19 protein-coding genes and 1 riboswitch are annotated in these 24,937 nt (G+C 72.5%); of the genes, 11 read left to right on the forward strand and 8 right to left on the reverse strand.

Annotated elements, in window-relative coordinates; all coding sequences use genetic code 11:
* Positions 1–133 precede the first annotated feature (133 nt).
* On the reverse strand, positions 134–616 hold the full coding sequence (locus tag CLV40_RS38315; RefSeq protein ID WP_181043721.1) for a hypothetical protein: 483 nt from the start codon (positions 614–616) through the stop codon (positions 134–136).
* A gap of 223 nt (positions 617–839) precedes the next feature.
* Here CLV40_RS38315 and CLV40_RS25030 point away from each other — a divergent pair, with 223 nt between their 5' ends.
* On the forward strand, positions 840–3,719 hold the full coding sequence (locus tag CLV40_RS25030) for a helix-turn-helix transcriptional regulator (protein WP_181043722.1): 2,880 nt from the start codon (positions 840–842) through the stop codon (positions 3,717–3,719).
* Between the two features lie 217 nt (positions 3,720–3,936).
* The gene (locus CLV40_RS25035; protein WP_104481435.1) at positions 3,937–6,099 is read left to right on the forward strand and encodes a bifunctional lysylphosphatidylglycerol flippase/synthetase MprF; all 2,163 of its coding nucleotides are present in this window, start codon (positions 3,937–3,939) and stop codon (positions 6,097–6,099) included.
* 173 nt (positions 6,100–6,272) lie between these two features.
* Here CLV40_RS25035 and CLV40_RS25040 read toward each other — a convergent pair whose 3' ends face one another.
* On the reverse strand, positions 6,273–7,385 hold the full coding sequence (locus CLV40_RS25040) for an epoxide hydrolase family protein (RefSeq protein ID WP_104481436.1): 1,113 nt from the start codon (positions 7,383–7,385) through the stop codon (positions 6,273–6,275).
* Between the two features lie 56 nt (positions 7,386–7,441).
* On the opposite strand from CLV40_RS25040, the gene CLV40_RS25045 reads away from it, so the two are divergent.
* From CLV40_RS25045 to CLV40_RS25055, 3 genes are all read left to right on the forward strand, one after another.
* Complete coding sequence (locus tag CLV40_RS25045; protein ID WP_104481437.1) at positions 7,442–8,386, forward strand: helix-turn-helix transcriptional regulator; 945 nt, start codon at positions 7,442–7,444, stop codon at positions 8,384–8,386.
* 22 nt (positions 8,387–8,408) lie between these two features.
* Positions 8,409–8,618: riboswitch (cobalamin riboswitch) on the forward strand.
* Between the two features lie 103 nt (positions 8,619–8,721).
* Positions 8,722–11,001, forward strand: coding sequence for a 5-methyltetrahydropteroyltriglutamate--homocysteine S-methyltransferase (gene metE, locus CLV40_RS25050; protein ID WP_104481438.1), 2,280 nt, complete (start codon positions 8,722–8,724; stop codon positions 10,999–11,001).
* Positions 11,002–11,150: 149 nt separating this feature from the next.
* Positions 11,151–12,449: a glycoside hydrolase family 18 protein gene (locus CLV40_RS25055; RefSeq protein WP_104481439.1), complete on the forward strand. Its 1,299-nt coding sequence runs from the start codon at positions 11,151–11,153 to the stop codon at positions 12,447–12,449.
* A 64-nt stretch (positions 12,450–12,513) separates the two neighbouring features.
* On the opposite strand, the gene CLV40_RS25060 is transcribed toward CLV40_RS25055, so the two are convergent.
* Positions 12,514–13,647, reverse strand: coding sequence for an epoxide hydrolase family protein (locus CLV40_RS25060; protein ID WP_219824103.1), 1,134 nt, complete (start codon positions 13,645–13,647; stop codon positions 12,514–12,516).
* 284 nt (positions 13,648–13,931) lie between these two features.
* Between CLV40_RS25060 and CLV40_RS25065 the strand changes: the two genes are divergently transcribed.
* Genes CLV40_RS25065 through CLV40_RS25080 form a run of 4 tightly spaced genes read left to right on the forward strand, consistent with a single transcriptional unit; the run spans position 13,932 to position 17,052 of the window.
* Positions 13,932–14,387 (forward strand): carboxymuconolactone decarboxylase family protein, encoded by a 456-nt coding sequence (locus tag CLV40_RS25065; RefSeq protein WP_219824104.1) that lies wholly within the window; start codon positions 13,932–13,934, stop codon positions 14,385–14,387.
* A 37-nt stretch (positions 14,388–14,424) separates the two neighbouring features.
* Positions 14,425–15,438, forward strand: a complete 1,014-nt coding sequence (locus CLV40_RS25070; RefSeq protein WP_104481440.1) for a Gfo/Idh/MocA family protein — start codon at positions 14,425–14,427, stop codon at positions 15,436–15,438.
* Positions 15,435–16,244 carry a class I SAM-dependent methyltransferase gene (locus tag CLV40_RS25075; RefSeq protein WP_219824105.1) on the forward strand — a complete coding sequence of 270 codons (810 nt, stop codon included), beginning with the start codon at positions 15,435–15,437 and terminating at the stop codon, positions 16,242–16,244. The genes CLV40_RS25070 and CLV40_RS25075 overlap by 4 nt, the downstream gene beginning before the upstream one ends.
* Positions 16,231–17,052 (forward strand): inositol monophosphatase family protein, encoded by an 822-nt coding sequence (locus CLV40_RS25080; protein ID WP_181043723.1) that lies wholly within the window; start codon positions 16,231–16,233, stop codon positions 17,050–17,052. Before CLV40_RS25075 ends, CLV40_RS25080 begins: the two co-directional genes overlap by 14 nt.
* A gap of 9 nt (positions 17,053–17,061) precedes the next feature.
* Here the strand turns inward: CLV40_RS25080 and CLV40_RS25085 are convergent, their stop codons facing one another.
* The 3 genes from CLV40_RS25085 to CLV40_RS25095 all read right to left on the reverse strand — a co-directional run bounded on the left by CLV40_RS25085 (position 17,062) and on the right by CLV40_RS25095 (position 20,194).
* Positions 17,062–17,799: an APH(3') family aminoglycoside O-phosphotransferase gene (locus tag CLV40_RS25085; RefSeq protein WP_374066528.1), complete on the reverse strand. Its 738-nt coding sequence runs from the start codon at positions 17,797–17,799 to the stop codon at positions 17,062–17,064.
* A 68-nt stretch (positions 17,800–17,867) separates the two neighbouring features.
* Positions 17,868–19,166: an aminotransferase class III-fold pyridoxal phosphate-dependent enzyme gene (locus tag CLV40_RS25090; protein WP_104481444.1), complete on the reverse strand. Its 1,299-nt coding sequence runs from the start codon at positions 19,164–19,166 to the stop codon at positions 17,868–17,870.
* Entirely contained in the window at positions 19,163–20,194 is a 1,032-nt protein-coding gene (locus tag CLV40_RS25095) for a zinc-dependent alcohol dehydrogenase (protein WP_104481445.1), read from the reverse strand. Before CLV40_RS25095 ends, CLV40_RS25090 begins: the two co-directional genes overlap by 4 nt.
* A gap of 48 nt (positions 20,195–20,242) precedes the next feature.
* On the opposite strand from CLV40_RS25095, the gene CLV40_RS25100 reads away from it, so the two are divergent.
* The gene (locus CLV40_RS25100) at positions 20,243–20,998 is read left to right on the forward strand and encodes a PIG-L deacetylase family protein (RefSeq protein ID WP_104481446.1); all 756 of its coding nucleotides are present in this window, start codon (positions 20,243–20,245) and stop codon (positions 20,996–20,998) included.
* A 5-nt stretch (positions 20,999–21,003) separates the two neighbouring features.
* Here the strand turns inward: CLV40_RS25100 and CLV40_RS25105 are convergent, their stop codons facing one another.
* Together CLV40_RS25105 and CLV40_RS25110 are read right to left on the reverse strand one after the other, a co-directional pair.
* On the reverse strand, positions 21,004–21,753 hold the full coding sequence (locus CLV40_RS25105) for a TylF/MycF/NovP-related O-methyltransferase (RefSeq protein ID WP_104481447.1): 750 nt from the start codon (positions 21,751–21,753) through the stop codon (positions 21,004–21,006).
* Between the two features lie 28 nt (positions 21,754–21,781).
* On the reverse strand, positions 21,782–22,927 hold the full coding sequence (locus tag CLV40_RS25110) for a radical SAM protein (RefSeq protein WP_104481448.1): 1,146 nt from the start codon (positions 22,925–22,927) through the stop codon (positions 21,782–21,784).
* Positions 22,928–23,133: 206 nt separating this feature from the next.
* Between CLV40_RS25110 and CLV40_RS25115 the strand changes: the two genes are divergently transcribed.
* Positions 23,134–24,936 (forward strand): B12-binding domain-containing radical SAM protein, encoded by a 1,803-nt coding sequence (locus tag CLV40_RS25115; protein ID WP_104481449.1) that lies wholly within the window; start codon positions 23,134–23,136, stop codon positions 24,934–24,936.
* Position 24,937 lies beyond the last annotated feature (1 nt).

A 24,937-nucleotide genomic window follows, 5' to 3' on the forward strand; every position in this document is an offset into this window, starting at 1 on the left:
CCACGATCCTGCCCGCCGCGGTGCGACCGGGACAGTGCCCGGCATACCGATATTCGCCCCCGGGCATACCGAACTTCCCGCCCGCCCGGGGCCTCGCGCGCGAGGCCCCGGGCGGTCCACCCGCCGGTGGGGTTCAGTTCAGCGGGTTGGTCAGGGACTTGCGGCCCTCGTTCAACGACGTGCCCGGGTTCAGGTGGAAGCCCGCGTCGCCGTCGGAGTAGGAGAGGTCCAGCTCGTAGGCGAAGTTCCAGGTGTCGTGCCCGTTGGGCGCGATCGTGACGGTGATCGAGCCGCCGTTCTCGATGGCGTCCCAGGTGGCGCCGGTGCGGATGCGCAGGGGCAGCGTCTTCGAGGTCTGGTCCTTGAACTCGCCGAAGAAGCCCGAGGTCTGCGCGTCGACCCGGCCGTCGCGGTCCTTGACCACCACGGTGACCAGGGTGTCGAAGTCCTTGTTGTCGGTCAGCGTGGTGAACGTGATCGACGCGGACCGCAGCGTGGCCCCCGCCGCGTCGGCGTGCGCCGGGGTGGCCGATGCGGGCCCCGCCACGCCGACCATGATCGCGGCGCCCGCGAGCACGGGCGCCGCGACCCGGCGCAGCACGGTCTTCTTGTCCATAGGTGATTCCCTTCTCTCGCGCACTGTGGATCCGGTGCGCTTCGAGGGGAAGTGTTCCGCCGGGACCGGTGCGCGCGGATCCGCAGCGGATACCGGGATTCCCGTTGCCGCTTACCGAGAATCAGGACGCCCTTGGTGGGTGGTTTACCCCCTGGGCGGAGATGGTGTCGACCGCTTACGAACGCGCGCCGCCGGGCGATCCACACAGGGGAGGGCGGGTCGGATGAGTGTGGTGAGCGGGACGAAACCGTCGTGGGGGCCGGTCATTCCGGACATCGTGGGCCGCGACGAGGAGTCGGGGCTGTTGCGCTCGGCGCTCGCGGCGGCCCGGCGGGGCCGCGGCTCCGCGGTGTTCCTGGTCGGCGAGGCGGGTCTGGGCAAGACGCGGTTGCTGCGCGACATCGCGGGCGCGGCCGGGCGGTCGGTGGTGGCGCGGGGTCGGGCCACGACCCCGACGGCCCAGTTCCGCGCCCTGTCGGAGGCGTTGTCGTCGGTGCTGCGGCACGGCGCCGTCCTCGACGACGCCGACCTCGCCCCCTATCGGTCCACTTTGTCCCGTTTGGTCCCCGCTTGGCGCGCGCACCGGGTCCCCGGCGCCGACGACTCGCCCGCGGTCCTCGCCGAGGCCGTGCTGCGGCTGCTGCGCCTGCTCGGCGCGGACCACGGCTGCCTGCTGGCGCTGGACGACCTGCACGACGCCGACGCGGACACCCTCGCCGTCGTGGACTACCTCGTCGACAACCTCGCCGAGGAGCCGGTGCTGCTGGTGGGCACGCTCCGACCCGACCCCGGCCCGGCGGTCGACCTGGCGAGGGCGGCGGGCAGGCGCGGCGTCGCGACCGGGCTCGAGCTGTCCCATTTGGCCGATGACGACGTGCGGCTGCTGGTGGCGGGCTGCGTCGGGCTGGACCGCGCCGATCCGACGGTGGTCGAGCTGGCCCGGCTGGTCGCCGACGGCGAGGGCAACCCCTTCTACGTGGAGGAACTGCTCGCCGAAGCCATCGGCGGGGGACCGGGGCGCGCGGACCTCGCACGCGGTCGCGGCCCGGGCGTACCCGCCGCGGTGCTGTCCTCCGTCGCCTCCCGCGCCGACCGGCTCGGACCGGACGGGCCGCGGGTCCTGCGCGCGGCGGCGGTGTTCGGCAGGCGCTTCCCGGCCGAGCTGGTCCCCGGCGTCGCGGGTGTGGACGAGGCCGTCCTGCTCGACGTGCTGCGCGCCGCGATCGGGGCCCGCCTCGTCGTCCCCGTCGACGGCGGCTACGCGTTCCGGCACGCGCTCACCGCCGACGCGCTGCGGGCGGGCCTGCTGCCGCACGAGCACGCCGCGCTGGCCGCCCGCGCCGCGCGGGTGGTCGAACAGGCCCACCCCGACCTGCCCGACGACTGGTGCTTGCTCGCGCAACGACTCTGGGAACGCGCGGGCGACACCACCCGGGCCGCCGAACTGCTGGCCACGGCGGGCCGCCGCGCGGCGGGCCACGGCGGCCTCGGCACCGCCATCACCCTGCTGGAACGCGCCCTCGACCTGGGTGCCCCCGCCGACCCCGCGCCGGTCCTGGCTCCCCTGCTCGACGCCCTCGTCGCGGCGGGCGAGGTCGTCCGCGCCGCCGACCTGGGCAGCCGGTTCACCACCCGCGCCGACCCCGACGCCCAGGCGGGCGTGCACCTGCGCCTGGCCCGCGCCGCCGCGGCGGCGGGCCGGTGGGAGGTCGGCCGACGCGAGCTGGACCGCGCCCGGGCGCTCCCCGCCGTGGCCGACCCGGAGTTCGCGGTGCGCGCCGACGTGGTCGCCGCGCAGCTGGCGTTCACCGACCCCGCGCCCGGGCGGCTGGCCGACGCCGAGGCCCTGGCGGGCCGCGCGCTGCGCGGCGCGACCAGGGCGGGCCTGCCGGACGCCGCGTGCGAGGCGCTGGAGATCCTGGGTACCTGTGTCCGAGTTCGCGATCTGGACGAGGCCGAGTCCCTGTTCACCCGGGCGCTGGACCTGGCCGACCGGCACGGCCTGGTCCTCTGGCGGATCCGCCTGCTGTTCGACCTCGGCGCCCACGCCGGTATCCGGTCGGGCGACCCGACCGCCCTGGTCGCGGCGCACGACGCCGCCCTGACGGCGGGCGCGTTGGTGACCGCGTTGGACATCGCCGCCGAGTTGGCCGTGGTCAACCTGACCCGCGGCGACCACGCCGCCGCCGAGAAGGGCGCCCACGACTGCGCGGAGACCGCCCGCAGGCTGCGCCTCGGCGACATGACCCGGACCGCCACGGGCCTGCGCGTCTGCGTCAGCGCCCACCGCGGCGACCGCCCCACGACGATGACCCTGCTCGACGACTACACCCGCCTCGGCGGCGCGGACTGCGACTTCACCTCCGCGCTCTGGGGCTTCGGGATGGCCTTCTGCTCGCTGCTGGAGGAGGACCGCCCCCGGGCCATGGCCGAGTTCGACCTCGCGGCCGCGGCCGAGGCGGACCGGCCACCCCAGTTCGTGTCCTACGCGCACGGCCCGCGCGTGTTCCTGTCCGTCCTCTCCGCAACCGCGGTCGACGCGACCGCCATCCGCGCGTCGGCCAGTGGGCAGGCCCGGTGGAACCGCGTGTTCCTGGCCGCCGCCGACGCCGTCGTGGCCGCGCGGGACGGCCGGTACCGGGAGGTCGAGCGCCACCTCGCCGACTTCGAGGCGGCCGCCGAGCCGTACCCGCCCGCCCGCCACCTGTGCCTGCGCCTGCTGGCCGAGCCCGCCGCGGCGGGCGGCTGGGGCGACCCCGCCCGCTGGCTGCGGGAGGCGGAGGCCTACTTCCACGCCTTCCCCGCGCCCCGGGTGGCCGCCGCCGCGCGCGGCCTGCTGCGGAGCGCGGGCGAGTCCGTGCGGCAACGCAGGCGCGGGACCGACGCGGTCCCGGCCGAACTGCGGCTCGCGGGCGTGACCGCGCGGGAATACGACGTCCTGGTCCTGATAGGGCAACGCATGACCAACCGCGAAATCAGCGAACGCCTATTCCTCTCGCGGCGCACGATCGATACCCACGTTTCGAACCTATTGGCCAAAACGGGCCAACCCGACCGGTTCGCCATGATCGCGAGATACGCCGAGGACCTGGCTCCCCGTTGATCGCTTTGGGGGTCGGGGGGAGTCCGGGTAGGGCGGCACCGGAGCCAGGGGCAGAATACGCGCGAATCGGACGAATGCCGCCGAAACTCCCCGGATCGACTGAATGTCGCGGGTCTGGGGACTGAGACAACCCTCAACCGGTAGTCTGACGCCCCTAGGGGAAATGTACCCCTGTCGTTGGATGTACAGGACGCCCTTGTCAACAACACTTTCTCCCATGAACCAAGCACCGACGGCGATCACGCCGGGCGCGGGTGGGCGCCTGCGCCGCACGGCCGCCGTACTCCGGCGGCGCGTGCCCTTCACCAGCGCCGTCGTGCTCGCGATGCTCGTGCTGGCGGTGGCCACCGGGGCGCTCTGGGACGCCGCCGAGGACCGCGCGGCCTACCCGTTCGTCGCCTACGGCGTGCCCTCGATGGAGGCGGGCCGATGGTGGACGATGCTCACCGGGCCGTTCTTCGCGGTCGTCCCCTGGTACTACCTGCCGATGGTCGGCAGCTTCGCGCTGCTCGCGGGGTTCGCCGAGTGGCAACTGGGGACGCGGCGCGCGATGGCCGTCACGATCGGCGGCCAGTTCGCGTCCGTGTGCGTCGCCACCGTGTTCCTCGCGCTGTGCCGCGACTCGGGCTGGGAGTGGGCCGAGCGCCTCGGCGGCACCCTCGACGTCGGGTTCTCCGGCGGCGCGCTGGCCGCGGTCGCGGTCGCGAGCGGCACGCTGCGCGCGCCGTGGCGGCTGCGCCTGCGGGCCGGGCTGTGCGTCTACGCCGCGGCGACGATCATCTACGTCGGCACCCTCGCCGACCTGGTGCACTTCTTCGCCCTGGCGATGGCGATCCCGCTGAGCAAGCGGCTGGTGGGCAGGCGCTGGGTGCCGGACCTGGTCGGGCCGAACGTGCGGGAGTGGCGGCTGCTGGCCGTCGCCTGCCTGCTGCTGCTCACCACCGCCGAGTTCCTCATGTACTTCGTGCCCGGCACCGGCCCCTTCGGCTCCGACGACGGGGTGTCGCTGACCGGACCGGAACTGGCCGTGCTGCTGGTGATCGTGGTGCCCGTGCTCAACGGCCTGCGCAAGGGCAGCCGGTTCGCCTGGTTCTGGGCGGTCGCGCTGTCGGCGTTCATCGCGCTGGAGGGCGTCGTGCTCGCCACCCTGATCGTGGTGGCGGACGTGCTCGGCGGCGACTACGACACCGTGGGCCTGCCGCTCTTCTTCGTGGACAACTTCCTGTGGACCGTCGAGCTGGTCGTCCTGCTCGCGGGCAGGCACGCCTTCCGGGCGCGGTCCCGCCGCTGGGCCCGGCGCCACCCCCAAGCGCACGGCGCGGCCCTGGCCCGCACGCTGCTCGGGCGGCACGGCGGCAGCACGCTGTCGTGGATGACGACCTGGCCCAGCAACAGCTACTTCGTCCGCGAGGACGGCCGCTCCTACCTCGCCTTCCGCCGCCACGCCGGGGTCGCCATCGCGCTCGGTGACCCGATCGCCCCCGACGGCACCGCGGCCGCCACGGTCACCGAGTTCGCCGCCATGTGCGACAACTCCAGCCTGGTGCCCTGCGTGTTCTCGGCGACCGAGTCGACGCTGGCCGCGACCCGCGCGCTGGGCTGGCGGCACGTCCAGGTGGCCGAGGACAACGTGCTCGACCTGACCGACCTCGAGTTCCGCGGCAAGGCCTGGCAGGACGTCCGGACGGCGTTGAACCACGCCGCCAAGCAGGGCGTCGAGTTCCGCCTGGTCCGGCTGGTCGACCAGCCGGAACCCGTCCTCACCCAGGTCCGCGCGCTGTCGCGGGAGTGGATGGCGGGCAAGGCCATGCCGGAGATGGGCTTCACCCTGGGCGGTCTGGCCGAGGCCATGGACCCGGCCACCCGGGTCGGTCTCGCGGTCGACGCCGAGGGCACCGTGCACGGTGTGACGTCGTGGCTGCCGGTGCACACCGGCGACGGCCAGATCAGCGGCTGGACCCTCGACATCATGCGCCGCGGCGCCCACGGCTTCCGCCCGGTGATGGAGTTCCTGATCGCCTCGGCCTGCCTGGCCTTCCGCGCGGAGGGCGCCCGGTTCGTGTCCCTCTCGGGGGCGCCGCTGGCCCGCAGCCGCGAGTGCGGGCCGGGTCGGGTCATCGAGCGGGCGCTGGAGTCCCTGGGCAAGGTCATGGAGCCGCACTACGGGTTCCGCTCGCTGCACGCCTTCAAGGCCAAGTTCCAGCCGCACCGCGTCCCCCTCTACCTGGCCTACCGCGACGAGGCCGACCTGCCCCGGATCGGCCTGGCGCTGAGCCGCGCGTACCTGCCGGACATCCGGCTCCGCGAGCTGACCCGGCTGGCCCGCAGGCTGTCCAAGGGCGACCAGGCGGTGCGTCCGCGGACCCCGGCCATCTCCTGAGGTGTCCACACGGGACCGGTGCGCGAACGTCGTCGAGTAGGGCGACCTCCCGCGGTTCCAGGACGAGTCGATCGCCCAGGAAGAGGGCGAGCGGCGGAGTCTGTCGTGGACAGTCCACTGTGGACCAGTGACGGGCCAGGGCGAATCGCCCTGGCCCGTCGTGCTTTCCGGGCTCAGGTCAGGGCGGTGAAGAAGGCGCGGATGTCGCCCGCGACGAGCTCCGGGACCTCCAGGGCGGCGAAGTGGCCGCCGTGGTCGAAGCGGCTCCAGTGGACGATGGCGCTGTTGTCGCGCTCGGCGAAGGCCTTGATGGTCTGGAAGTCGTCGGCGAAGACGGCGACGCCGGTGGGGGCGGCGTTGACCGCGGTGGACTCAGGGGCCTCGGCGTTCTCGTAGTACGAGCGGGTCATCCCCGCGGCGGCGTTGGCGAACCAGGCCACCGAGACCTCCAGCAGCACCGCCTCCAGCGGGACCAGCGAGGTGCCGTTGCCGAAGGAGGTGAACAGCTCGCTGTAGGCGAGCAGGCCGAGCGGGGAGTCGCTGAGACCGGCGGCGACGGTCTGCGGACGGCTGGCGTTCATCGTGTTGTAGCCGCCGACCTTCTGGAACCACTTCATGTGTTCGAGCCCGGCGTAGTCGCTCGGCTCCAGGCGCTCGAACTCGGCGGGGTCGCCGGAGGGAAAGGAGAACAGCTGCAGCACGTGCAGCCCGAGGAAGCCCTCCGGGGCGAGCAGGCCCAGCTCGCGGGCGATGACCGCGCCCTGGTCGGAGCCGTGCGCGCCGTAGCTGTCGTAGCCGAGTCGGCGCATGAGGGTGTCGTAGGCGCGGGCGGTGCGGGCCGAGTTCCAGCCGGACTCGGTGACGGGGGTGGAGAAGCCGAAGCCAGGGGCGTCCGGGATGACCAGGTTGAACGCCTGGCCCTCGGCCGGGTTCGCGAGCTGCTCGACCATACCCAGGTAGTCGACCGACGAGCCCGGGTAGGTGTGCAGGAGCAGCAGCGGGGTCGCGTCCGGGTGGGGCGAGGTGACGTGGATGAAGTGGATCGGCTGGCCGTCCACGTCGGTGACGAAGTGCGGGTGCGCGTTGATCCGCTCCTCGGCGGCCCGCCAGTCGAACGCCCGCCACGCCGCCACGGCCTCGCGCAGGTAGTGGTTGGGGGTGCCGGTCGCCCAGTCGTCGCCGGGGGCGGGCTGGGGGAGGCGGGTGCGGGCCAGTCGGTCGGTCAGGTCGTCCAGCTCGGCCTGGGCGATCTCGACGCGGAAGGGGCGGATGCTCGTGTTCGTCATGGCGGTAACGCTAGAGTGCCTATAGGAACGTTTACTTCCTAATTGACGGAGGACCGGTGGCCGATACCCCGGCACGGCTGCTCGCCCTGCTGTCGCTGCTGCAATCCCGGCCGGTGTGGAGCGGCACCGAGCTGGCCGAACGCCTCGGTGTCACGACCCGGACCGTCCGCGCCGACATCGAACGGCTGCGCGGCCTCGACTACCCCGTGCACGCCACCCGGGGCGCCACCGGCGGTTACCGGCTCGGCGCGGGCGGGAAGCTGCCGCCCCTGCTGCTCGACGACGAGGAAGCGGTCGCGGTGGCCATCGGGCTGCGCGCGGGACGCGGCATCGCGGGTATCGAGGCGGCGAGCGGTCGCGCGCTGGCCAAGCTCGAACAGGTCCTGCCCCCGCGCCTGCGGCCCGCGGTCGAGGCGGTGACCTCGGCCGTCGACCACGCCCCTGAGAACACCGCCACCGACGCCCCCGACCCCGAGGTCGACCCGGAGGTGCTGCGGGCCGTCGCCACCGCCATCCACGCCGTCGAGCACTTCCGCTTCGACTACGACGACACCCCGCGCCTGGTCGAGCCCTACCGCCTGCTGGCCTGGCAGCGCCGCTGGTACCTCGTCGCCCGCGACCCCGCGACCGGCGAGTGGGACGTCTACCGGGCGGACCGGGTCAGCCCGCGCATGCGCACCCACCGCCGCTTCGCCCCGACCCCGATCGCCGACGGCGACTACACCGCCTTCGCCATGCGCCGGGTGGCCAGCAGCGGGTGGAACGTGCACGCCCGACTCCGGGTCGACGCCCCGGCCGAGGCGGTGCTGGCCCGGATCAACCCGGCTGTCGGGGTCGTGGAGGCCGTGGACGCGACCACGTCCGTCCTGGTCACCGGGGCGGACTCGCTGGAGACGGTGGCCGTGTTCGCGGGCCTGCTCGGCCTGGACTTCACGGTCGAGTCCCCGGCCGGACTGCGCCCCCTGCTGCGCACCCTGGCCGAGCGCTACGCCCGCGCCTGACCCGATCGGCGCCGCGTCGGGATAGGGTGGGAGCGCAGCTGGTTCGACCGCCGTCCCAGGGGTGGCGGTCGAGGCAAGAGGGAACCCGGTGGGAATCCGGGACTGCCCCGCAGCGGTGAGTGGGAACGACCGCCGTCAACCAAGCACTGGGCGCGAGCCCGGGAAGCGACGGCCAGTAGGCACGAGTGTGGCGCCCGCGAGTCCGAAGACCTGCCGGCCGCGCGCCCCGCGACCGCGGGGCGCTGGCCGAGACCTCGCGGGTGGGTCGTGCCGGACCGGGGTGGTTTGGCGCGCGCTCCTCGCGCGGTCCACGTGGACTCGCGAAGGAGAGCCCCGTGACAAGGACGTTGACCAGTGGCGCGACCGTGTACGGATATCCGCGCCAAGGCGCGGACCGGCGGTTGAAGAAGGCGACCGAGGCCTACTGGGCGGGTCGCGCCGACGCCGACGCGCTGCTCGCCGCCGCCCGCGAGCTGCGGTCGTCGCGGTGGACCGAGCTGCGGGACGCGGGCTTGGACGAGATCCCGAGCAACGACTTCTCGTTGTACGACCACGTGCTGGACACCGCGTGGCTGCTGGGCGCCGTCCCGGAGCGGCACGCGGGCGCGGCGGAGGGGCTGGACCGCTACTTCGCGATGGCCCGGGGCACGGCGGACGTGGCGCCGTTGGAGATGACGAAGTGGTTCGACACGAACTACCACTGCCTCGTCCCGGAGCTGGGCCCGGGCACGACGTTCGCCCTGGACCCGGCCAAGCCCCTGGCCGAGTTCGCCGAGGCGCTGGCCGAGGGGGTGCTGACCCGGCCGGTCGTCCTGGGCCCGATCAGCTTCCTGTTGCTGGCCAAGGACCCGACCGGCACCGCGGGCTTCCGGCCGCTGGACCTGCTCGACCGACTGCTCCCGCACTACGCCGATCTGCTCGGCCAACTGCGGGCGGCGGGCGCGGAGTGGGTCCAGCTCGACGAACCCGCGCTGGTGACCGACCAACCCGCCGACGTGCTGGCGCGTGTCGCGCGGACCTACGCGGCGCTGGCCGCCGAGCCGGTGCGGCCCAAGATCCTCGTCGCCTCCTACTTCGACCGACTCGGGGACGCGCTACCCGTGCTCGCCCAGACCCCGGTCGAGGGCGTGGCGGTGGACTTCACCGGCCCCGCGGCGGCCAACCTCGATCACCTCTCCGCCATCGGGGGCGTGCGGGACAAGCGGCTGGTCGCCGGTGTGGTCGACGGCCGCAACATCTGGGCGGCCGACCTGACCGCCGCCCTGGACACCCTGGGCACGCTCGACGGCCTGGCGGGGTCGCTGGACGTGTCCGCGTCCTGCTCGCTGCTGCACGTCCCGCTCGACACCACCCCGGAACGCGACCTCGACGCCGAGGTCGCGAGCTGGTTGTCCTTCGCGCGGCAGAAGCTCGACGAGATCGTCACCTTGCGTCGCGGGCTGACCGACGGCCGCGAGGTGGTCGCCGACGCGTTGGCGACCAACGCGGCCCGTCTGGCCTCCCGGGCGGCGTCGCCGATCACCCGGGTGCCTGCGGTGCGAGACCGCCTGGTCGCCGATACCCGCCGGGACAGCCCCTACGCGATCCGCCGCCAGGCCCAGCAGGCGAAGTTGGGGCTGCCCGAGCTGCCGACGACCACCATCGGTTCGTTCCCGCAGACCACCGAACTGCGCCGGGCCCGCGCGGCGCTGCGCAAGGGCGCGTTGACCGAGGACGCCTACGAGGAGGCGATGCGCGCCGAGATCCGCGCCGTCATCGCCGACCAGGAGGAACTCGGTCTCGATGTGTTGGTGCACGGCGAACCCGAGCGCACCGACATGGTCCAGTACTTCGCCGAGCAGCTCGACGGGTTCCTGGCGACCCGGCACGGTTGGGTGCAGTCCTACGGCACCCGCTACGTCCGCCCGCCGATCATCGCGGGTGACGTGTCCCGCCCGGCGCCGATGACCGTGGCCTGGTCCACCTACGCCGCGAGCCTGACCTCGCGGCCGGTCAAGGGCATGCTCACCGGACCGGTCACGATGCTCGCCTGGTCGTTCGTCCGCGATGACCAGCCGGAAGCCGAGACCGCGCGGCAGGTCGCGCTCGCCCTGCGCGACGAGGTCACCGACCTGGAGGCGGCGGGGATCGCGGTGATCCAGGTCGACGAACCCGCCCTGCGCGAAACGTTGCCGCTGCGCGCGGCGGACCGCGCAGGCTATCTGGCGTGGGCCGTCACCGCGTTCAAGCTGGCCACCTCCGGCGCGCGCGACGAGACCCAGATCCACACCCACATGTGCTACGCCGAGTTCGGCGACGTCCTCCAGGCGATCATCGACATGGACGCCGACGTGATCAGCCTGGAGGCGGCCAGGTCGAACATGGCCATCGTCGCCGACCTGACCACCGCCGGGTACCCCAACGAGGTCGGCCCCGGCGTCTGGGACATCCACTCGCCCCGCGTCCCGTCCGTCGCCGAGATCACCGCGCACCTGCGCGCCGCCACCGCCGCGTTCCCGGCGGACCGGCTGTGGGTCAACCCCGACTGCGGCCTGAAGACCCGCGGCTACCCCGAGGTCCGCGCCACCCTGGCCAACCTCGTCACCGCGACCGCGCGGCTGCGGTCCCAGCCCTGATCGACGTCCGCCGCCCCGCGGTGCGCGCACGGCGGGGCCGGCAATTGGTACCGATCGCGGCGGATGTCCGGTTGCGCTGTCCGGGCGTATCAGCGGTCCGGATCTTGCTCTAGCTTGGTCTAGACCATAGCTCCGAGATGAGGAGGGCCATGTCCGGGAAGAGGTGGGGTGCCGCGGTCGCGGTGGGCGCCTTGGCGGTCGGGTTGGCGGTTGTCGGGACACCCGCGCAGGCCCACGGCGGTGGCGGCGAGGTGCGCACGGTCGGGTACTACACGCAGTGGAGCCACCAGGATCGCGGGATCCCGGTCCGCTACATCGTCGACAACGGCACGGCGTCCAGGCTCACCCACCTCAACTACGCGTTCGGGCTGCTCGACGAGCGGGGTGGCTGCGTCAGCTCCGACCCGGAGGCCGACTACCGGCGCCTGATCCCGGCCAAGGACTCCGTCAACGGCAAGGCCGACCAGGCGGGTCAGGCGCTGGCGGGCAACCTCAACCAGCTCAGGCAGCTCAAGCGGAAGTACCCGCGGCTACGCGTCTACATCTCGCTCGGCGGGTGGATCGGGTCCGCGTACTTCTCCAACGCGGCGCTGACCCCGCAGTCCCGCGCGGCGCACGTCAAGTCCTGCGTCGACCTGTGGCTCAAGGGCAACCTGCCCGGCGCGCCCGCCGGTGCGGGCAAGGGCGTGTTCGACGGCATCGACCTGGACTGGGAGTGGCCCGCGACCGAGGGCGCGCCGGGCAACGTCGTGCGGCCGGAGGACAAGCAGAACTTCACCGCGCTGCTGCGCGAGTACCGCGCCCAGCTGGACAAGCAGGGCCGCGCCGACCACAAGCGGTACGACCTCACCGCCTTCCTGCCCGCCAACCGCGAGGCGATGGACCGCGGCTACGAACTCCGCGAGGTCTACCGCCTGCTGACCTTCGCCACCGTCCAGGGCTACGACTACCACGGCGCCTGGGAACGGACCGCCAACCAGCAGTCGGCCCTCCGCGTGCCGGACGGTGACCCCACCACGCCGAAGGACAGCGGCGAGATCGTCGTCGACGCCCACCTCGACCGCGGCGCGCCCCGGGACAAGATCACCCTCGGCGTGCCCTACTTCGGCCGCGGCTGGACCGGCTTGCCCAACCAGAACAACGGCCTGTTCCAGCAAGCCACCGGCCCCGCCCCCGGCACCTACGAAGCGGGCTATGACGACTACCGCATCCTCAAGGGCCTGCTGACGAGCGGCAAGTACACCCTCCACCGCGACGACAAGGCAGGCCACGCCTGGCTGTTCAACGGCACCACCTTCTGGAACTACGACGACCCGACCGAGTTGGCCCGCAAGGGCCGCTACATCCGCGACCGCGAACTCGGCGGCGCGATGATCTGGTCCCTCGACGGCGACACCCCGCAGGGCGAACTCATCCGCGGCCTGTCCTCGGGCCTGCACCGCCGCTGACCGACCGACCCGGCCACCCGCCCCGCTCGCCAAGCCCGGTGAGCGGGGCGGTTCGGCGTTCGGGTCACAGGTCCAGTTCCGCGAAGAAGGCGGCGATGTCGGTGGCGAGGGCTCGGGGTTGTTCGACGGCCGCGAAGTGGCCGCCCGCCGTCATCGGTGTCCAGCGGTGGATCGGGTAGAGGCGTTCGGCCCACGAGCGCGGCGGTGTGGAGCCGTGGGTGTATTCGCTGGGGAAGAGGGTGACGGCGGTCGGGCAGCGCACCCGGTCGTCGGCGGTCAAAGGGGACTGGGCGTTGTCGAAGTAGTCGCGGAGTGTCTCCGTGACGCAGCCGCCTGCCCAGAACAGGGTCAGGGTGGTGAGCAGGAAATCCCTGGTGACCGCCCGTTCCGGGTCGCCCTGGGAGTCCGACCAGGCGCGCCACTTCTCCAGGAGCCAGGCGGCCAGGGCGGCGGGGGAGTCGGTGAGGCCGTAGCCCAGCGTCTGCGGTTTCGTGGACTGGATGGCACCGTAGCCACCCTCCCGCCGCTCCCACTCCTCCTCCCTCTCCAGGAACTCCCGCTCCGCCACCGTCAGGGTGTCCTCGTCGGCGATCGGGTCGAGTTCCAGGTTGCTCAGGTGCAGCGCCACGACCGACTCGGGGTGGTCGATCGCCAGGAACGTGCTGACCGCCGCGCCGAGATCGCCGCCGTGGGCGGCGTAGCGGTCGTAGCCCAGCGCCGTCATCAGGCGGTGCCACAACGCGGCCGTGTCGCGGGTGGTGTGCGCGCGGGGTGGACGGCTGGAGAACCCGTACCCGGGCAGTGATGGGATCACCACGTCAAAGGCGGGTCCGGTGATGCCGTGCGCGGCCGGGTCGGTGAGCAGCGGCACCAGCGGCAGCAGTTCGACGAAGGTGCTCGGCCAGCCGTGGGTCAGTACCAACGGGACGCCGCGCCCGTTCGCCGCGCGCCGCAGGGTGAAGTGGACCGTCGCGTCGCCGAGCGCGAGCCGGTGGTGGTCGTGCGCGTTGAGCGCGGATTCCGCGGCGCGCCAATCGAAACCGTCCGCCCAGTGCGCCACGACCTCGCGCAGGTAGCCCAGGTCGGTCCCCTGCGACCACGCGGGACCCGGCGCGGGGGAGGGCCACCGGGTCCGGCGCGCGCGGTCGCGGAGGTCCGCCAGCACCGCTTCCGGAACGGCGATCGTGAACGGTTGCACGCACCCAGGCTGCCACAGCGGGACCCGTGTCGACAGGGGAACCGCCATGGTGGCCACTTCGCTGGATGTGGCCTTGTTGGGCGAAAACTCGCCCTTGCTCCAGATAGGCGACCGGGGAGGCCGTTCGGCCGAAGCCCACGCCGAAGTTGCCCGCAATCCATGTCTACTGGACCGCCCGCTCTGGTATACCAACGGATACCGGTGGCGTGCCCACGCCCCGATCCGCCGCCACAAGGCGGAATCCGCACTGTCGACAAGCATCGGCGTTCCAACAGGAGAGATCCGTGGCCCTTGAACCCCCGAAGTCCCGTCTGCGCGTCGACAAGCTCGTCCCGCACGTGATGGCGGCGATGGAGTCGCTTGAGGACGCGGGCGACAAGCTGAGCCTGCCGCTGGACCTGCTCGAACTCGTCCGGGTTCGGGTGTCCCAGGTCAACAACTGCGCGTTCTGCGTGCACGCGCACCACCAGGCCGCGCTCGACGCGGGGGTGTCGGCGACCAAGCTGGCCGCGCTGCCGGTGTGGCGGGAGGCCCCGTTCTACGACGACCGCGAGCGCGCCGCGCTGGAGGTCGGCGAGGCGTTGACCAACGTCAACGTCGAGTCCGTCGGCGACGACGTGTGGGCCCGCGCGGGCGAGCACTTCACCGAGGTGGAGCTGGCCGAGCTGACCTGGGCCGTGGCGATCATCAACGTGTGGAACCGGATCGCGGGCGGGGCCCGGCCCTGGCCCGTGTCCTGAACCCGGTACCCACCCACTGTAGAGACAGGACGATCGGATGCGCGTAGGAGTGCTTGGCGTCGGCCGGATCGGCGCGCTGCACGCCGCGTCCCTGGCCGCGGACCCCCGGGTCGGCGCGGTGGCCGTCCTGGACCCGGACGCCCGGCGGGCGGGCGAGGTGGTCCGTCCGCTCGGCGCGCGGGTCCTGCTCGACCGGGACGACCTCGCGGCGTGGCGACCGGACGCGGTGGTGCTCGCCACCCCGACCGACACCCACGCCGCGCTCATCCTGGAGTGGGCGCGCGCCGGACTCCCGGTGTTCTGCGAGAAGCCCTGCTTCACCGACCTCGACACGGCTCGCGCGGTCGTGGCCGAGGTCGGGGACGCGGGTTCGGTGGTGCACGTGGGGTTCCAGCGCCGCTTCGACCCGGGCTACCGGCGCGCGTACAACGCCGTGCGCACCGGTGAACTCGGCGAACTGCGCCGCGCGCACCTCGTGACCGCCGACCCGGCCCCACCGCCCGCCGAGTACGTCGCCCGCTCGGGCGGCATCCACCGCGACTGCCAGATCCACGACTACGACGTGCTCCGGTGGGTCACCGGCCGCGAGGTGGTCGAGGTCTACGCGACCGGGGCGAACCGGGGCGACCCGCACTTCGCCGCCGTCGGTGACGTCGACGAGGCAGCCGTGCTGCTCACCCTGGACGACGGCACGCTGGTCACCGCGCAGGCGTCCCGCTACAACGGCGCGGGCTACGACGTGCGCATGGAGGTCGCGGGCACCGAGGGCACGCTCGCCGTCGGCTGGGACGAGCGGGTGCCAGTGCGCTCGGCAGAACCGTCCGCGCCGCCGCCGGGGGACGCCTGGTCCGGTTTCCTACCGCGCTTCGCCACCGCCTACCAGGCGGAGATGACCGCCTTCGTGACCCTGGTCGCCGAGGGCGGGACCAGCCCCTGCGAAGTCTCGGACGCCTTGCGCGCACTGGAGATCGCGGAGGCGGTGACCCGGTCGCGCCGGGACCGCCGCCCGGTGTCGTTACCCGCCTTGACCGCGCCGGCGGTGGGCGCGTGAGCGCCGGACTGGCGCTGTCCGAGGACGCGGTCTTCGCCGACTTCGCCGACCGCGTCCCTCTCTCGGGTGCGGACGTCGTCGAGATCGGCGGCGCCGTCCCGGTCGAGGTGACCGCCGCGCACGGCGTCGCGAGCTGGCGCGCCGTCGACCCGAACCGCGAAGCGCTCGTGGACGGGCACTACGCCGTGGTGCGGGCCCGCGCCGAGGACCTGCCCCTGCCGGACGAGTCGGCCGACGCGGTGTTCTCCAGCAACGCCTTCCAGTTCCTCGACGTATCCGCCACGCTCGCCCAGGTGGCCAGGGTGCTGCGACCCGGCGGGGTGCTGCACGCGCACTTCGGTCCGATCTGGAGCGCGGTCGACGGACACCAGCTCGAATACACCCGGTACGACGGGCGGGACCTGCTGTTCTGGCGCGACACGCTGCTGCCGCCGTGGGCCCATTTGGCCTACACCCGCGAGGAGTTGGTGGCGTTGCTGTCCAGCGCCGTGGCGCCCGACCTGGTGGAAGTGCTGGTACGGCACGTGCACGACAGCACCACGGTCAACCGGATGTTCTTCGAGGACTACGTCGCCGCCGCCCTGGGCAGCGGGTTGCGGTGGGAGCGGGTCGAGGCGTCGTCGGTGCTGGACTACGCCATCGAACCGCCCGCGTACGATTCCGCGCTGCTGCGCGAGGTCGACGAGGCGGCGTTGAGCGCGCACTGGTCGGCGCGGCGCGGCTCGCCGACCTCCGTGGGCTACCGCGACGTGCTGATGGTGCTGCGCAAGCCGGAGCGGGATGGGGAGAGCCGTGCGCACAGCTGAGGACTGGGACCCGTTCCTGTGCGCGGCGACCCGCGCCGCGCACGCGGCCGGGAGCGTGGTGCGCGCGGGCTTCGCCGACGCGCGGGTGGCCGTGCGCTCGAAGTCCCCCGGCGACTACGTCACCGAGGTGGACCTCGCCGCCGAGGCGGTGATCCGTGAGTTCCTGGTACGCGAGACCGGGGCCGCGGCCGAGTTCGTCGGCGAGGAGTCCGGTGGCGCCGTCGACGGGCTCTGCTGGGTGGTGGACCCGTTGGACGGCACCACGAACTTCGTCCGCGGCTACCCGTCGGTCGGTGTGTCGATCGCGCTGGTGTGCGACCGCGAGCCGGTCGTCGGGGTCGTGCACGCGCCGATGTGGGGCGAGACCTTCACCGCGGTGCGCGGTGGCGGCGCGTTCCGCAACGACATGCCGATCCGGGTCGCCAACCGCCCGGTGCGCCAGGCGTTGTGCTCCACGGGTTTCCCGTTCAAGCGCCCGGAGTCCTTCCCGGCGTACTTCGACGTGCTGGGCAAGGTCGTGCGCTCGGTCGAGGACGTGCGCCGACCGGCCGGGGCGAGCCTCGACCTGGCGTGGGTGGCCTGCGGGGTGTTCGACGCGTTCTTCGAGCTGGGCCTGGGCCCGTGGGACGTCGCGGCGGGTGCGCTGCTGGTCCGGGAGGCGGGTGGCGTCGTGACGGACTGGCACGACGACCACGACGCCTGGCTGGTCACCGGCAACGTCCTGGCCGCCTCCCCGCGCGCGCACGCGCCGCTGCTGGCCCACACCAGCACGGCCGCCCTCAGCGCGCCCGCGCCGGTGACGGCCTAGCGGGAACCCTCAGATGAACTCGTCCATCAGCCGGTAGAACGAGTCCTTCGCCGAGTCCACATCGGACAAACCGTAGCGGGCGGTGAACCCGGCCGGGTCGCACCACCCGGCCTCGGCGAGGTCGCGCAGCAGGATCGACAGGTCGGTCCAGCGGTCCGCGACCCCGAGCCTGCCCGCGTCCAGCAAGCCGGTCGGCGCCAGCGTGTCCGGGTCGAGCAGGACGTTGTCCAGCCCGAGGTCCCCGTGGCAGACCACGAGGTCCTCGGGCGGCACGGGCGTGGCGGCCAGCTCGGCGAGCAGTTGTGCCCCGGTCCAGCCCTCGTGCCGCTCGTCGAGGTCGTCGAGGTCCACCGTGCCCAGTTCCACGGCGCGGCGGCACGCGGGCAGCGTCACCGCCAACCGCCGGTCGAACGGGCACCGCGCGACCGGGAGCCGGTGCAGCGCTGCCGCCACACCCGCCACCGCGTCGAGCACCGCGTCCACTTGGTCGGCGCGCCACGGCCCGGACGCGGGCACACCGGGCAGTTCCTCGGTCACGAGCCAAGACCATTCATCGTCTCGGCCGACCTCGACCACCCGCGCCACCGGGAAACCCCGCTCGCGCAACCACCGCAGCGCCGCCGCCTCGGCGACCGGGTGGAACCGGGGGTCGGTCTCGTCCGCCGACGTCGTCGCCTTGACGTACAGCGCGGGGCCGGAGTCGGGCACCACCCGGTGCACGGTCGTGCCGTACGACCGGGTGGCCACGTGCTCCCACCGGCCGCGCCGCCGGTACGCGGGTACCGGCGGCGCGACGGGCGGGGTGGGAGCGCCGGTCACCGGTCCTGGTGCTCGATGATCCGGGTGATGGTGTCGTCGACCCGCGCGAGCACCTCGGGGGTGTCGGTCAACGCGCCGCCGAACGCCTCGGCGGCGAACTCGGCCTTGCGCGACCCGGGCAGCTCGCCCGGCTCGATGTCCGTGCGCGCCGCGACGTCGGCCACGCCGCGCTCGAACGCGGTCAGCGCGTGGTCGACGTCGGCGTCGGTGTAGGACAGCGTGATCATCTGCGTGCCGCTGTCCTCGAAGTACGCGCCGTGGTCGTAGGCCGCGCGGTACAGCTCCCACGACAGCGCCTCCGAGGGCACCACCACGTCGAACATCAGCGGCGGACCGCCGATGAACGCGGGGATGCCCGCCGCCGCCAGGATCTCCCGCATGCCGTCCATGAGCGCCTGGCCGCGCTTCTCGGCGCCCGCGTGGACGGTCCCGTCGGCGAGCACGTCCAGCGTGGCCAGCGCGGCGGCCATCGGCGGCACCTCGCGGGTGTAGGTGCCCGCGATCCCGGCCGCGTCGTAGGCGTCGATGACCTCCCGCTTGCCCAGGATGGCCGCCAGCGAGTGCCCGTTGGCCAGGCCCTTGCTCATGGTGATCAGGTCGGCGGGCACGTTGCCGGTGCCGTTGAGCCCGCGCGGGCCGTAGCGCAGCGACGTGATCACCTCGTCGATCACGAACAGCACGCCGTGCCGGGCGCACAGCGCCGACAGGCGGCGGTAGTACTCGGCGTCGAACCACGCCGGTTCCGGGGTGACGATCACGCAGGCGACCCGGTCGGCGAGCGCGTCGAGCATGCGCTCCAGCGCCGTCTCGTTGTAGCCGAAGCAGGCCACCCGGGTACCCGCGTCGAAACCGAGGTTGAGGAACCCCAGGTGCCAGTCGTGCCAGCCGTGGTACCCGGAGGTGATCACCAGGTCCCGGCCGCTGGCCGCGCGCGCCAGCCGGATCGCGGTCGTGGTGGCCTCCGAACCGGACTTGGTGAACACCGCCTTCTCGCACGCCGGGTACCGCTCCGCCAGCCGCTCGGCCAACTCGATGCGCGGCAGCGACAGCGTGCTGGCGAACACCGTGCCGTGCTCGGCGATGTAGCGGGTGATGGCCTCGACGACGGCCGGGTGCCGGTTGCCCAGCAGCAGCGCCCCGCTGGCCGCGGTGACGTCCAGCAGCCGCTTGCCCTCCACATCGGTCATCCACGACCCGTCCGCGGTGGTGAACACCGACGGGAACCGGGTGCCGATGTCGTACACCTCGGCGGCGGTGACGCGGCGCGCCCGCTCGATCAGCTGCTCGTTGTTCATCGGGTCTCCTCGTCTACCGCGAAAAAGGCACGTAACGGGGCTTCGGTGGCCGGGGTGTCCACAACCGACCGGTAGTGCGCGAGCGGTAGCGCGGGGCTGACCAGGGGCGACAACCGCACCACCCCGTTCGCGACCAGCTCCACCGCCCGGTCGATCATGCCGACCCCGGACAGGGAACCGACGACGGTCAACTCGCGCAGCATGACCACCGACGGCTCGAACGGCGTCGCCTCGGACCCCGAGTAGCCCACCAGCACGCAGGTCCCGCCCTGCCGGGTGGCGGTGAGCGCCCGGGGGAACAGCGCGGCGACCCCGGTCGCGTCGAACACCACCTCCGGCGGATCGGCCTCGAACCGGGACAGGTCCGCTTCCGCGCCCAGCCCCAACTCGGCGGCCACCGCGCGCCTGCTCGCCACCGGGTCGACCACCGTCACCGACTTGGCCCCGGAACCCCGGGCCACCTGCGCCACCAGCAGTCCGACCGCGCCCGCGCCGATGACGCCGACGGAGCGACCGGTCACCTCACCGGCCCGGTCGACCGCGTGCACCGCAACGCACAACGGCTCCACGAGGCAGCCCTCGGCACCGGACACACCGTCCGGCAACAGCCGCAGGTTCTCGGCGGGCACGCACAGCGCCTCGGCGAACGCGCCGGGCAGGCTGAACCCGATCTCGTCGAGCGACTCGCACAGGTTCTCCGCGCCCCGGGCGCACCACGCGCAAGAACCGCAGGGCAGGAAGTTGTGCCCCACCACCGCCCGACCGACCAGCTCCGGCCGGGTGGGCGCCGCGCGCACCACGCCCGCCCACTCGTGCCCCGGCACCGTCGGGTAGTCCGCGTCGTGCAGCGTCCCGCGCAGCAGCCGCAGGTCGGTGCCGCACAACGCGACGTGGCTGACGTCCACCAGGGCCTGGTCGCCGACCGGCTCCGGTCTGGGCACCCGCCGCAGTGCGTGTTCGCGCGGCCCGGTCACTACCAGTGCCACCATGTCCGGCGCGTCCGGGTGGGCCTGTTCGGTATACATCATCACCTTGCTTTACTTGACGGGATGACTGGACGGATGAGGAGCTGAGCCGTGGCCGCAACCGCTGACCTCGGGCCGGTGCTGGCGGTCTCGCCGCACCTCGACGACGCCGTGCTCTCGGCGGGCGCGGCCATCTCCGCGCTGACCCGCGCGGGCAGGCGGGTGGTCGTGTGCACCGTGTTCGCCGGGGACCCGGTCCCGCCGCTGTCGCCGAAGGCGGTGTCGTTCCACGCGAAGTGCGGCCTCGGCGACGACGCGGCGCCCGCGCGCCGGGCCGAGGACGCCGCGGCCGTCGCGGCGCTCGGCGCGGAGCACCGGCACCTCGACTTCGCCGACGCCATCTACCGCCGCCTCGGCGACGACTGGCTCGTCACGGTCTCCGGCGCGCACTTCGACCCGAACCTGCCCGCGGAACCGGACGTGGCCGCCGCCGTCGGCGCCGCGCTGACCGACGTGCTGGACGAGCTGCGCCCGGCCGAGGTGTGGACCTGCGCGGGCATCGGCGGGCACGTCGACCACCGGATGACCCGCGCGGTCGTCGAGCAGGTGCGCGGCGACGTGGAGCTGGTGCTGTGGGAGGACCTGCCCTACGCCATCGGCACCCCGGGTGTCGCGTTCGGACGGGTGCGCGCCGACGCGGGCGACGAGCGCGACCGGGAGCGCAAGCTCGCCGCGATCGCGCACTACCGCTCGCAGATGGGCATGCTGTTCCCGGACAGCTCGTGGCGGGACGGGTTCACCACGCACGCCAAGGTCAGGGTGGACGACCACGGCGCGCCGGAACTGCTCTGGCACACCGCGGACTGAGCCGGTCACCCGGCGTCCGGGTTGGGGCTGTCGCCCAGCCGGTGCGCGAAGAACGCGCGGCCGTGCCAGCCGTAGCGCAGGAACTCGCTGTACTCGTAGAAGCCGTCGGTGCGGGCGAAGCACTCCCGCATCGCGCGGCGCATGCCGAACCTGGGGTTGGCGCGGTTGCAGTTGTAGTCGTCCATCAGCAACACCGCCCCATCGGGCAGCAGCCGCTGCCCGAGGAGGTGGTCCAGCACCTCCACGGTGGACGAGTACAGGTCGCAGTCGAGGTTCGCGATGGCCACCGGCTCGGTGATCGGGTGCGCGGGCAGCGAGTCGGAGAACAGGCCGGGCACGATCGTCCACCCCGAAGCGCCGAGCCTGCGGGTGAACTCCTCGCGCAGCATCTGCTCGGTCCCCGGCGGTGACGCGTCCTCGTGCTCGCGCCAGTAGCCGCTGTCGGCGACCTCGTAGGAGATCGAGTCGACCGGGTTGCCCTCACTGGTCGGGAAGCCCTGGAACGAGTCGTAGACGTACACGTGGCGCGGGAACGTCTCGGCGTAGAACTCGGTCTCCGCGCGGAACTCGGCGACGAGGTCGGCCAGCAGCAGCGTGCTGAACCCCTCGAAGCAGCCGAACTCGGCCACCGCGCCCGGGATGTGGCTGCCGTAGACGTACTCGAAGGTGAGCCGGAAGGCCTCTCCGTAGATCTTCCTGGCCCGGTCGATGTCGCCGTAGGTGGCGTTCTCGACCTGGTGGGCGAAGCGGGTCATGCGTGTCCTTCCGACTCGACCTCGGTGATCAGGGTGTCTCGCCCGGCTGGGCGGTCTTGGCGAACAGCGCCGGGTCGACCTCGATGTCGAGGCTGAGTTCGCAGCAGCGGTAGCAGATGGGCTCGAGCTTCTCGCGGATCAGCTCCCGCATCCGGCCGTACACGTCGTTGCCCCACACCTCGGCCAGGCTCTGCCCGCGGACCGAGCCCATGACCGTGTCGGCGAAGGGCGTGCAGCTGAGCACGTCCCCGTTGGGCAGCACCGTGGTCTGCGCCCACAGCTTGGGGCAGGTGGTCTCGTGCACCACCTCGCGCCACTGGTCGGTGAAGTAGGTGCTCTGCTCCTGGGAGTTGTAGCGCACCGGCGCCACGAGCACCTCGACGGTGTCCGAACAGGACTTCGCCTCCTCCAGCACCGACAGCAGCACGGCCTGGTCCACGTCGGCGTGCTGGTGCTCGTTGCAGTAGCCGGTCCAGGACAGGAACGGCCTGCCGGTCACCCCCTCGAACCCGGCGCGCGAGGCCTTGCCCTCCTCGCGGGTGAAGTACATCGCGAGGTCGACGGTCACCTGCGGGATGTCCAGCTCCTCGGCCAGCCGGACCATGCCGGGCAGCGAGGTGTAGTTCATCCCGGTGAGGGTGAAGTTCAGCGCGATGCGCGGCCCGCGCCCGGCCTTGGCGCAGGCGTCCTGCAGCGCGCGGATGCCGGTGACCACGCGCTCGAAGGACTTCCGGCCGCGGATCGGGTTGTTGATCTCCGGGGTCGGGCCGTCCAGGGACACGTAGACGATGTCGATGCCGCCCTCGACCAGCCCCTCGGCGTAGCGGGGGAGCAGGGTGCCGTTCGTGCTCATGTCCAGCTGGCACCCCGGCGCCCTGGTCTTGGCCTCCCGCACCAGGTCCAGCACCAACGGGTGCATGAGCGGCTCGCCGCCCATCATGGAGATGCCGGGGTGCTCGTTGTGCGCGGCCAGCTCGTCGACCAGCGCCGTCCACATCTCCAGGCTGATCTGCTCGCGCTTGACCTCCTCCAGCCAGGTGTTCTCGCTCGACGAGTCGCCGTAGAGCCAGCACTCGCGGCAGGTGAGGTTGCAGGCCCAGTTGACGAACACCGTCGCGTAGCGCGGGGCCGCGGGCAGCGGCGGTGTGGTGGGCTCGATGGATAAACGGATCATTGTGATTCCTCCGAATGGGGCGTAGCGCACTCCTGGTTCCCGCCTTGCCCTGACGCCACCCTTGACACCGCTTTCCGGGATGCGTCTAATAAACCACGCGGAGCAGCGCCAGATCAAGGATTCCGCAGAGGGGGGTCCGATTGAAGTCGGTCCAGGCACCCGGTGCCACACGAGTTCTTCTCATCAAACCACCAATTCGGTCGTGCATGGTCGAGATCGGTCGGCACATGCCGATCGGGTTGGCCTACCTGGCCGCACAGCTGCGCGCCGACGGCATGCACGTCGAGATCTTCGACTCGCTCGCCTGGACCGACGACAACCACGTCGTCGACCCGGCGGACTACACCGACGCCGACCGCGCCAAGATCGCCGCGCACCCGCGCTGGCGGCACCTCGTGCACTGGGGCGCCACCTGGGAGCGCGTCGAGCAGACGCTGCGCGCGGGGGAGTTCGACGTCGTCGGGGTGTCCTGCATGTTCACCCCGTACTACGAACCCGCCTACCAACTCGCCCGTCTGACCAGGGAGATCCTGCCCGACGCCAAGATCATCCTGGGTGGCCAGCACCCCACCGTGGCACACCACCACGCCCTCACCGAGACGGCCTTCGACGCCCTGGTGCTCGGTGAGGCCGAGGCGAACGTCTCGGCCATCGTGCGCGCGCTGCACACCGGCTCGGGGCTCACCGACCAACCCGGCGTGGCGTTCCGCTGCAAGCCCGGGCTGTGCGACTGCACCGGTCCCGCGCGCGTGCACCTGCGGCCCAGGGCGACGTTCCTCGACGACCTGGACAGCATCGCGCCACCCGCCGTGAACCTGCTCGACATGAGTTCCTACGACGCGACCGCGACGCTCATCACCAGTCGTGGTTGCCCCTTTTCGTGCTCCTTTTGCACGGTGCACGCGACCGTCGGCAAAAAATTCCGATCGCGGGCGTCAGAAAAAGTCGTCGACGAAGTAGAACACTACGTCACGGAACACGGTATCCGGCGGTTTTTCATCGAGGACGACAATTTCACCTTCGACATCGACCGGGTGCGGGAGATCTGCCGGGCGATCCGCGCCAGGGGGCTCGACGTCGAGCTGCACCTGCCCAACGGCATGACCGTGGTCAAGCTCAGCGAGGAGCTGGTCGAGGACATGGCGGGCGCGGGCTTCCGGTCGCTGTTCCTCGGGCTGGAGACCACCGACATGGCCCGGCTGCGCAAGATCCGCAAGGGCTTCACCTCGCTGGCCAAGGTCCGCGACGGCGCGGCCCTGTTCACCCGGCACGGGGTGGACGTCGGCGCGTCGCTGATCGTCGGGCTGCTCGGGCAGTCCACCGAGGAGCTGGTGAAGGACTCGGTGAACCTGGTGCTGGCAGGCGTCCGGTTCTGGACCAACCCGTTCTACCCGATCCCCGGGTCCCCGGACTTCCAGCAGTGCCTGGACGCCGGGCTCATCCGGCACGAGACCGAACCGGCGCTCTACGACCAGTTCAACTTCGCCATCGGCTCCGACCGGCTCCCACCCGCCGAGCTGTACTGGGCGTGGGTGAGCACCCAGGCCATGGCGCAGTGGCCCGACTACCTGCTGGAGGGCGCCGAACGCCGCGCCCGCGGACCGGTCTCGCTGGCCGAGGGCCTGGAGCGGCTGCTCGCGCACAGCACCGACCTGTTCGGACCGGACGGCGGCCTCGAGGTCCCGGCGGTGCCCGAGGTGCTCGACGGGAACCTGGTGCACGTGCACCGCGACGGCTGCTACGACGCCATGCAGCACCTCGGTGACAAGGCCCGCCCGGACGGTCTGTGCACCTTCACCGGCGACGCGCTCGCCGCCGCGGTCAGCCTCTACACCGGGGTCGCCCACGGCAGCAGGCAACTGCCCGGCAAGGTGGACGGCCGCTGCGTGTTCGCGCTGAGCGTCGACGACACGGACCCGGTCTTCGAGTCCGTGTGCGCCACCGCGATCGCCGTGCTGCGGTCGAGCCTGGACGAGCTGGCCGACGAACCCGCACTGGTCGCGGAGTAGC

It is taken from the genome of Actinokineospora auranticolor (assembly GCF_002934265.1).
Classification (GTDB): Bacteria; Actinomycetota; Actinomycetes; order Mycobacteriales; family Pseudonocardiaceae; genus Actinokineospora; species Actinokineospora auranticolor.

Bases quoted from the DNA above. Each gene is read 5' to 3' on its own strand.
- CLV40_RS38315 (WP_181043721.1), bottom strand. From the start codon at position 616: ATGGACAAGAAGACCGTGCTGCGCCGGGTCGCGGCGCCCGTGCTCGCG.
- CLV40_RS25030 (WP_181043722.1), top strand. From the start codon at position 840: ATGAGTGTGGTGAGCGGGACGAAACCGTCGTGGGGGCCGGTCATTCCG.
- CLV40_RS25035 (WP_104481435.1), top strand. From the start codon at position 3,937: ATGAACCAAGCACCGACGGCGATCACGCCGGGCGCGGGTGGGCGCCTG.
- CLV40_RS25040 (WP_104481436.1), bottom strand. From the start codon at position 7,385: ATGACGAACACGAGCATCCGCCCCTTCCGCGTCGAGATCGCCCAGGCC.
- CLV40_RS25055 (WP_104481439.1), top strand. From the start codon at position 11,151: ATGTCCGGGAAGAGGTGGGGTGCCGCGGTCGCGGTGGGCGCCTTGGCG.
- CLV40_RS25070 (WP_104481440.1), top strand. From the start codon at position 14,425: ATGCGCGTAGGAGTGCTTGGCGTCGGCCGGATCGGCGCGCTGCACGCC.
- CLV40_RS25090 (WP_104481444.1), bottom strand. From the start codon at position 19,166: ATGAACAACGAGCAGCTGATCGAGCGGGCGCGCCGCGTCACCGCCGCC.
- CLV40_RS25095 (WP_104481445.1), bottom strand. From the start codon at position 20,194: ATGATGTATACCGAACAGGCCCACCCGGACGCGCCGGACATGGTGGCA.
- CLV40_RS25105 (WP_104481447.1), bottom strand. From the start codon at position 21,753: ATGACCCGCTTCGCCCACCAGGTCGAGAACGCCACCTACGGCGACATC.
- CLV40_RS25110 (WP_104481448.1), bottom strand. From the start codon at position 22,927: ATGATCCGTTTATCCATCGAGCCCACCACACCGCCGCTGCCCGCGGCC.
- CLV40_RS25115 (WP_104481449.1), top strand. From the start codon at position 23,134: ATGGTCGAGATCGGTCGGCACATGCCGATCGGGTTGGCCTACCTGGCC.